Source organism: Actinomadura sp. 7K534, from assembly GCF_004348575.1.
GTDB lineage: Bacteria > Actinomycetota > Actinomycetes > Streptosporangiales > Streptosporangiaceae > Spirillospora > Spirillospora livida.
Genome location: NZ_SMKB01000283.1, coordinates 1 through 8477 on the forward strand (window position 1 = coordinate 1; position 8477 = coordinate 8477).

Genomic DNA, 8477 nt, shown 5'->3' on the forward strand with positions numbered 1-8477 from the left:
GACGAACACCCCCACCCTGCCCCCGCTGCCGGGCGATCCGGCGGGCCAGGCCCCCGCGTAGCGCGCTGACCTGTGTGATCGTCCGCGGTCCGGGTAGATCAACGGCGGGGTGTTGTTGAAATATCGGGGGACGAAACGTCATGCATGCCATCGCCGTGTCCGAATACGGCGCCACGCCGGCGCTGATGAACCTGCCGCGCCCGGAGCCGGGGCCGGGCGAGATCGTCGTGAAGATGATCGCGGCCGGGCTCAATCCGATCGACTGGAAGATCGCCGACGGGATGTTCAAGGACTCCGCCGACGCGCCGTTCCCGCTGATCCTCGGCCGGGACGGCGCCGGGGTCGTCGACGACGTCGGCGAGGGCGTCACCCGGCTCCGCCACGGTGAGCAGGTCTACGGATGCTTCGACCAGGTGGACCGGGGGCTCGGCTCCTTCGCCGAGTACGCCGTCGCCCGCGACGACGGGCCGGTCGCCAGGATGCCGGAGGGCATGCTGTACACGCAGGCCGCGGCGGTGCCGACCGCGAGCATGACCGCGCTCGCCATGGTGGAGGCCGCCGAGATCGACGCGGGGCACACCGTCCTCGTCGTGGGCGCGACCGGCGGCGTCGGGCAGGGCCTGGTCCAGCTCGCCGCCCGCGAGGGCGCCAAGGTCATCGCGACCGCCCGGGACGACATGGCCGGGACGATGCGGCGCCTCGGCGCGGACGAGACCGTCGACCACACCGGGGACGAGCTCAACCGGCAGGTCCTCGGCGTCCATACGGACGGGATCGACGCCGTCCTCGACGTGGTCAGCGACACCGGCGCCACCGAGGGCATCGCGCAGCTGCTCCGGCCCGGCGGGGTCTACGTCAGCACCACGTGGTCGGTGAACCCGGACGCGATGGAGGCCCGGGGTCTGCGCGGGATCAACCTCGAGACCGAGCCGTCGGCCGAGATGCTGGAGCGGCTGTCCGACCTCATCGACGCGGGCGAGCTGCGCGTGTCGATCGAGCGCGAGGTCCCGCTGGCGGACGCGCCGGAGGCGCTCGCCGAAAGCCGGGCCGGCGGCGCGCGCGGCAAGACCGTGATCCGCATCTGAGATCCGCATCTGAGCCCCCGCGCGGGTGAGGACCGCAAAATCGCGGGCATGCCACCGCAAGGAGGACCTATGAACCAGAGCATGAACCAGGTCGGCGACGACGAGGGGCGGGACCGGCTCCGCGAGATCGACGAGACCCTCGACCGGCTCCGCTCCGAGCTCCCGTCGCCGTCCGACGACCCGACGGACTTCGTGGACTCCGGCCAGTACCTGGCCGCCCGCCAGGAACTGGAGGGCCAGATCGAGCTCCTGGAGTCCGAGCGCGAGCGCCTCCGCGGCCGGCTCGGGATGTCCTGACCCACGCGCCCGCGCGGCGGGCGGGCCGGGCCCGGGTCACTGGGGCAGCCGCAGGACGAAGCGGGCGCCGGGCTGGCCGTCGGGGCGGTCGGTGAGCACCAGCGTGCCGCGGTGCGCCTCGGCGATGTCCCGCGAGATCGCCAATCCGAGGCCGGTCCCGCCGGCGTCGCGGTGCCGGCCCTGCGCGAGCCGGGTGAAGCGCTCGAACACCCGCTCGCGGTGCTCGGGCGGGATGCCGTTGCCGTCGTCGATCACCTCGACCACCGCGGTGGCGGGCGGTTCCGGGCGCACGACCACGGTCACCTCGCGGGCGGCGTGCCGGTCGGCGTTGTCGATCAGGTTCCGCAGCAGTCGCGCCAGCTCGTTGCGGCCGCCCCTGACCGTCACCGATCCCTCCGACAGGACCGTCACCTGGGTGCGCCGGGGACGGGTCAGCACCTCCTGGTCCGTCAGCTCGGTGAGGTCCACCGGCTCGCGCTCGAAGTTCCGGTCGGCCTCCAGGCGGGCGAGCGCGAGCAGGTCGTCCACCACCGCGGTGAGCCGGTCGGTGTTGTCCAGGATGGCCTGCATCGTCTCCTGCGGTGCGGTGTCGTCGGGCGCCGACAGCGCCAGCTCCAGCTCCATCCGCAGCGCGGCGAGCGGGCTGCGCAGCTCGTGCGAGACGTCGGTGACGAACCCGCGCTGCCGCGCGACCGCCTTCTCCAGCCGGTCGAGGGTCGCGTTGATGCTCTCGGCGAGCAGCCCCACCTCGTCGCGGCGGGACGGCTGCGGCACCCGGCGCTCCAGGTCGGTGGCGGTGATCTCGTCCAGTTCCCGGCGGATCTCGTCGACCGGCCGGAGCGCGCGGCTCGCCGCGGCCCACGTCGCGTAGCCGACCAGTCCGGTGATGAGCGGGACGCCGAGGATGAGCAGCGCCGCCGTCAGCGGGTGCGGCAGCAAGCCAGGCGCGGGGGTCAGTGAGTAGACGAACACGGCGTCCCTGCCGGAACCCACGCGGTACTCGACGATGAGGAAGCAGTCACCGCCGGGCGCGTCGACCTCGCAGCTCCGCCCGTCGCGGCGATCGTCGTTCGACGGCGGCGGGGGGAACCGCACCGGCGGGCGGCCCTCCATCGCCGGCGTGGCGGCGAGCACGCGGCCGTTGACGTCCACCACCTGCTGGAGGTGGTCGTCGGGCGCGGAGATCCGCTCCTTCAGCGTGCCCACGCTGATCGCCCTCGCCGTCCGACCCCCCTCACGCGCGATCTCCCGCACGGCGTCGCTCACCGCATGCTGCCTGACCATGGTGAGCAGCACGATGCACAGCGTCGTCGACAGGATCAGGGCGACGAGCGCGGAGGTCACCGTCACCCGGATGCGAATCTCCGGGTGGCGCAGGATCGCCCGCCAGATCCGGCGGCTCAGGCCCGCTGTCCTGGGCCGGACACGTATGACGACCTCCCGGGGACGCATTTGCAGGTTCCCGTGGTTTCTTGCCGGAACGGGGCAAACGCGACCGTGGGTGGCGGGTAAAGGATCGTCCATGCCCGGCCCCCGCCGGGCATGGACGATCGGGGGGATGTGCGCGCCGGTGGCGGCGCGTCAGGTGGTGCCTCAGGTGGCGGTGGGTGCGGCGGCCTTCCCGGCGCCGGGGGTGCCGTCGCCCTCGTCCGCGGGCGACTCGGTGACGCGCTCGGCCAGGTGCCGCCGGATCGAGTAGGTCAGCGCCGCCGCCCAGATCGCGTAGATGAGGACGTAGAAGATCCACCGGACGCCGTCCGAGGCGTCGATCCAGTCGCTGCGCAGCAGCGTGCGGGTGTTGGTGAGGATGATGACGCCGCCGACCGCGCTGCCGAGGACGCGCGGCGGGATGTGCCGGACGAGCCACGCGGCGATCGGGGCCGCGATCAGCCCGCCGATCAGCAGCGCAGCCACCCAGGTGAAGTTGACCCCCTCGGAGCCGATGCCGATGATGAAGCCGATGCTGGCGGACACGGCGATGAGGAACTCGCTGGTGTCGATGGAGCCGATGGTCTTGCGGGGCTCCAGCCGGCCGCTGGCCAGGATGGCCGGGGTGCCGACGGGCCCCCACCCGCCGCCGCCGGTGGAGTCGACGAAGCCCGCGACGAGGCCGAGCGGACCGAGGAACCGCTTGCGCAGCGGCCTGCCGAGCCGGTCGGTGCGGATCCCCCGGAGGGTGAACCGGACCAGGATGTAGGTGCCGAGCGTCAGCAGGATGATCGCCATCACCGGGCCGGCGGCCTCGGTCGAGAGCCCGGACAGGAACGTGGCGCCGGCGAACGCGCCGACGCTGCCGGGGACGCCGATCTTGGCGACGACGCCCCAGTCGACGTTGCCGAACTTCCAGTGGGAGGCGCCCGAGGCCAGCGTGGTCCCGATCTCCGCCAGGTGGACGGTGGCGGACGCGGCGGCCGGGTTGGTGCCGATGGCGAGCAGCAGCGTCGTCGAGGTGACGCCGTAGGCCATGCCCAGACTGCCGTCGACGAGCTGGGCGCCCAGGCCGACAAGGGCGAGCAGGACGAGTTTTCGCACGGTTCACCTCGGGAGGTGCGGGGAGGAGGATTTCCTACTAATCAGGTTCAGATACTTGTTTAGTAGACAATGTGGGGATTGTGCGCGTCAAGTCGCAGCCCCGGCCGGGGGAACTTCGCGGCGAATCCGGGCAACGGGCGTGCCCGATGAGCGGCGCGCGGGCCGCGCGGATAGGCTCGGTGCTCGCACGAGACCGCTGAAAACAGACCACTCGCACCACCAGGGGGTTCCCCGTGTCGTCGATCGAGGCCGTACTCGCCCGGGAGATCCTCGACTCCCGCGGCAATCCGACCGTCGAGGTCGAGGTCCTGCTCGCCGATGGGACCGAGGCGCACGCCGCCGTGCCGAGCGGAGCCTCCACCGGCCAGTTCGAGGCCGTCGAACTGCGCGACGGCGGGGAGCGCTACGGCGGCAAGGGCGTCCGGGACGCGGTCAAGAGCGTCAACGAGACCATCGACGAGAAGCTCGTCGGCTACCCGGCCTCCGACCAGCGGCTGATCGACCAGCTGCTCATCGACCTCGACGGCACGCCCGCCAAGTCGGCCCTCGGCGCCAACGCGATCCTCGGCGTCAGCCTGGCCGTCGCCAAGGCCGCCGCCGACTCCGCGGGCCTCCCGCTCTTCCGCTACGTGGGCGGCCCGAACGCGCACCTGCTGCCCGTCCCGATGATGAACATCCTGAACGGCGGCGCGCACGCCGACACCAACGTCGACATCCAGGAGTTCATGGTCGCGCCGATCGGCGCGGCGACGTTCGCCGAGGCGCTGCGCTGGGGCGCCGAGACCTACCACGCGCTGAAGTCGGTGCTGAAGTCCAAGGGCCTGAACACCGGGCTCGGCGACGAGGGCGGGTTCGCCCCCGAGCTGCCGAGCAACCGCGACGCGCTCGACCTCATCATGGAGGCGATCCGCAAGGCGGGCTTCACCCCCGGACGCGACATCGCGCTCGCCCTGGACGTCGCCGCCACCGAGTTCCACGCCGACGGCCGGTACACGTTCGAGGGCGTCAAGCGGACCGCGGACGACATGGCCGCCTACTACGGCGAGCTGATCAGCGAGTACCCCCTGGTCTCCATCGAGGACCCCCTCGACGAGGAGGACTGGACCGGCTGGGAGGGCCTCACCGCCGCGGTCGGCGACCGCGTCCAGATCGTCGGCGACGACCTGTTCGTCACCAACCCCGAGCGCCTGGACCGCGGCATCAAGTCCCGCGCCGCCAACGCCCTGCTGGTCAAGGTCAACCAGATCGGCACGCTGAGCGAGACGCTCGACGCGGTCTCGCTCGCGCAGACCAGCGGTTTCCGCTGCATGATGAGCCACCGGTCCGGCGAGACCGAGGACACCACGATCGCCGACCTGGCCGTCGCGACCAACTGCGGCCAGATCAAGACCGGTGCCCCCGCGCGCAGCGACCGGGTCGCCAAGTACAACCAGCTGCTGCGCATCGAGGAGCTGCTGGACGACGCCGCCCGCTACGCCGGCGCCGCCGCGTTCCCGCGCTTCGACGCCCAGGGCTGATGGCGCGGGGCGACGACCGCCGCGCCGACGGGCCCCAGGACGGCCCCGCGGACGGCGAGGACGGCCGGCCGGACGGCATGCGCCGGGGCAACCCGGCGCTGACCAGCCGTGCCGCCATCCTCGCCGTGGTGGTCTGCGCGATCGCGCTGAGCCTGGCCTATCCGGTCCGGGAGTACATCGCGCAGCGGCAGGAGATCGCCGAGCTCCGGCAGAAGGAGGCGGTGGCCCGCCGGCAGGTGGAGATTCTCGCCCAACGCAAGCAGCAACTTGGCGACAAGTCGTACATTGAGCGTGAGGCGACGCGAAGACTCCATTACTGCCGTCCTGCCGTAAAGTGCTACATCGTGCTGGACGGTGGCGGGGACGGCGGCCGGCAGGCGCAGAAGGGCGGCCCGACGAGGAGGCCGCCGTGGTACGAGACGCTGTGGCGGTCGGTGGAGGCGGCCGACAGGCCGCGCTGACCCGTCCGCGGGTGGGGACGCAGATGAAGGAAGCAGGTGACCGGGCCGCGGTGGCGGACGCTGACAGGGCGGCGGTCGCGGCCCAGCTCGGGCGGGAGCCGCGCGGTGTGCGCGCGGTGGCGAGCCGCTGCCCGTGCGGGCTGCCCGCCGTGATCGAGACGGCCCCGAGGCTCCCGGACGGGACGCCCTTTCCCACGCTGTTCTACCTGACCTGCCCGAAGGCCGCCTCGGCCATCGGGACCCTGGAGGGAAGCGGTGTCATGCGCGAGATGCAGGACCGGCTCGCCGGCGACCCGAAGCTGAGGGCCGCCTACACCGCGGCCCACGAGGACTACCTGCGCCGCCGCGACGCGGCCGCCCGCGATGAGGGCGTCGAGCCGCTGCCGGCGGGCATGCAGAGCGCGGGCGGCATGCCCGAGCGGGTCAAGTGCCTGCACGCCCTCATCGCCCACGAGCTGGCGGTGCCCGGCGTCAACCCGTTCGGGCGGGAGGGCCTGGAGGCGCTTCCGGAGTGGTGGCGGTCCGGCCCCTGCGTCCGGCCGGACACCGCCGACACCCTCGACACCGCCGACACCCTCGACACCGACGACACCCTCGACACCGACGACGCCGCCGGCACCGGCGGCGAGGGGGAGGCCCGGTGACGCGCGTCGCGGCCGTCGACTGCGGCACGAACTCCGTCCGCCTCCTGATCGCCGACATCGCCCCCGGCGAGGGCGGCGGGACGCTGACCGACGTCGAGCGCCGGATGGAGATCGTCCGGCTCGGCGAGGGCGTCGATGAGACCGGGCGGCTGTCGCCCGCCGCGCTGGAGCGGACGTTCACCGCGATGCGCGGGTACGCCGACCTGATCGAGCGGCACGGTGCGCGGGCCGGGCACGGCCCGGTGAAGACGCGGGTCGTGGCGACCAGCGCGACCCGCGACGCGGAGAACCGGGCCGACTTCGTCAGCGGCGTCGTCGACATCTTCGGCGTCGTCCCCGAGGTGATCAGCGGGGACGAGGAGGCCGAGCTGTCGTTCGCCGGCGCCACCCGGGAGCTGGCCGCGCTGCGCCCCGCCCGCCCCTACCTGGTGGTCGACATCGGCGGCGGCTCCACCGAGTTCGTGCTCGGCAGCTCGTCGGCCGACGCCGCGCGCTCCACCGACATCGGCTGCGTCCGGATGACCGAGCGGCATCTGCGCGACGACCCGCCGACGCCGCTGCAGATCTCCGGCGCCGCCGCCGACATCGACGCGGCGCTCGCCTCCGTCCGCGAGGCCGTGCCGGTGGACGAGGCGCGCACGCTCGTCGGCCTCGCCGGGTCGGTCACCACGGTCGCCGGGATCGCGCTCGACCTCCCCGAGTACGACTCGGAGCGCATCCACCTGTCGCGGATCACCGCCACCCAGGTGCACGAGGTGACGCGGCGGCTGCTGCACGCCACCCGCGCCGAACGCGCCGAGATCCCCGTCATGCACCCGGGGCGCGTCGACGTGATCGGCGCGGGCGCGCTGATCCTGGACCGGATCATGCGGGAGTACGGGTTCGGCGCGGTCGTCGTCAGCGAGCGCGACATCCTGGACGGGATCGCCTGGTCCCTGCTCTGACCGGCCCGCTCACCGCCTCATTCCCTGAGCCGGGCCAGCAGCGCCGGGATCAGGACCGCGTTCGGGTTCTGCTGCGGGACGTAGAGGATCGGCGAGGAGCTGCTGGCCTGCTGGATCCACACCCGGCCGCTGTCCACGGTCGCGCCCGCGATGGCCGACCAGCTCAGCGACACCCGGTTGCCGCGGACGCCGCCCGGGTGGAACGTCAGGCCCTGCGCCACGTCGATCGACTCGCCCGCCCGGACCCGTCCGGCGAGCTCGGCCACGAGCCGCGGCTCGGCGTACTCCTGGCACAGCTGGATCAGCCGCCCCCACACCTGCTCCGGCTCGCCCTGCCCCGGGCCGGGGGCCATCGCGGCGGGGGACAGGGCGTCGGGTTCGATGACGACCTCGACGCGGGGGCCGGAGCGAAACGGGTACCGGCCCGCCTGGAAGATCCACTGGGTGCCCGGGCCCTGGCCGGATCCGGCCGGTCGCCGCGTCGCCCAGTACGCCACCCACTCCACGTGCGGCCAGGCCAGCGAGGTGTTCCCGTAGGCGACGATCTGGTCGTCGGCGTGCAGGTGGAGGCCGTGGACCAGCACGCCCAGCGGCTGGACCGCGGGCCGGGAGCCCCAGCTCGCCCGCTGGGGGTGCGGGGCGGCGTAGGTCGCCGCCGGGGCCTGCTCCTCGTGCACCGGCCGCTCCGGCCTGGGCAGCCGCACCCGCGGCGGGCGGGCCGGCTCGGGGTTGAGGCGCTCGGTCCAGCTCTGCCCGTCCCACCAGCGCAGGCTGCCCGTGCCGTAGGGGTCTGGATACCAGCCCGGTTGCGACACTGCCTGCCTCCGCTTCGCCCTCGGTGTCCGCCGGACACCCGCCTCCCCGACCGGCGAACGCATCGTACCGATACGGCCCGGTGAAGCAGAGGTATGGGCGGAACCCGGCCACCGCCCGTGGCGTGCGACGATCGATGGTATGCCGACCGCCAACGCCCCCTTCGTGCCGCCCGGCTCCGGGT

General features: G+C 73.2%; 9 protein-coding genes. 6 read left to right on the forward strand and 3 right to left on the reverse strand.

The features are described 5' to 3' along the window. The first annotated feature begins 140 nt into the window (after positions 1-140). Entirely contained in the window at positions 141-1085 is a 945-nt protein-coding gene (locus E1266_RS32715) for an NADP-dependent oxidoreductase (RefSeq protein ID WP_132053728.1), read from the forward strand. A gap of 69 nt (positions 1086-1154) precedes the next feature. Beyond that, positions 1155-1382: a hypothetical protein gene (locus E1266_RS32720; RefSeq protein WP_132053730.1), complete on the forward strand. Its 228-nt coding sequence runs from the start codon at positions 1155-1157 to the stop codon at positions 1380-1382. A 36-nt stretch (positions 1383-1418) separates the two neighbouring features. On the opposite strand, the gene E1266_RS32725 is transcribed toward E1266_RS32720, so the two are convergent. Together E1266_RS32725 and E1266_RS32730 are read right to left on the reverse strand one after the other, a co-directional pair. Beyond that, the gene (locus E1266_RS32725) at positions 1419-2834 is read right to left on the reverse strand and encodes a HAMP domain-containing sensor histidine kinase (RefSeq protein WP_132053732.1); all 1416 of its coding nucleotides are present in this window, start codon (positions 2832-2834) and stop codon (positions 1419-1421) included. Between the two features lie 141 nt (positions 2835-2975). Continuing rightward, positions 2976-3914: a sulfite exporter TauE/SafE family protein gene (locus E1266_RS32730; protein WP_132053734.1), complete on the reverse strand. Its 939-nt coding sequence runs from the start codon at positions 3912-3914 to the stop codon at positions 2976-2978. Positions 3915-4147: 233 nt separating this feature from the next. Here E1266_RS32730 and eno point away from each other — a divergent pair, with 233 nt between their 5' ends. Genes eno through E1266_RS32750 form a run of 4 tightly spaced genes read left to right on the forward strand, consistent with a single transcriptional unit; the run spans position 4148 to position 7480 of the window. Continuing rightward, positions 4148-5431: a phosphopyruvate hydratase gene (eno, locus tag E1266_RS32735; protein ID WP_132053736.1), complete on the forward strand. Its 1284-nt coding sequence runs from the start codon at positions 4148-4150 to the stop codon at positions 5429-5431. Continuing rightward, a complete protein-coding gene (locus E1266_RS32740; protein WP_243719173.1) occupies positions 5431-5892 on the forward strand; it encodes a septum formation initiator family protein in 462 nt (153 codons plus the stop codon). Before eno ends, E1266_RS32740 begins: the two co-directional genes overlap by 1 nt. A 23-nt stretch (positions 5893-5915) precedes the next feature. Further along, a complete protein-coding gene (locus E1266_RS32745) occupies positions 5916-6536 on the forward strand; it encodes a DUF501 domain-containing protein (protein ID WP_132053738.1) in 621 nt (206 codons plus the stop codon). Further along, positions 6533-7480, forward strand: coding sequence for a Ppx/GppA phosphatase family protein (locus E1266_RS32750; protein WP_132053740.1), 948 nt, complete (start codon positions 6533-6535; stop codon positions 7478-7480). Before E1266_RS32745 ends, E1266_RS32750 begins: the two co-directional genes overlap by 4 nt. A gap of 17 nt (positions 7481-7497) precedes the next feature. Here E1266_RS32750 and E1266_RS39025 read toward each other — a convergent pair whose 3' ends face one another. Continuing rightward, entirely contained in the window at positions 7498-8295 is a 798-nt protein-coding gene (locus E1266_RS39025; protein ID WP_132053742.1) for a DUF2510 domain-containing protein, read from the reverse strand. Positions 8296-8477: the final 182 nt, after the last annotated feature.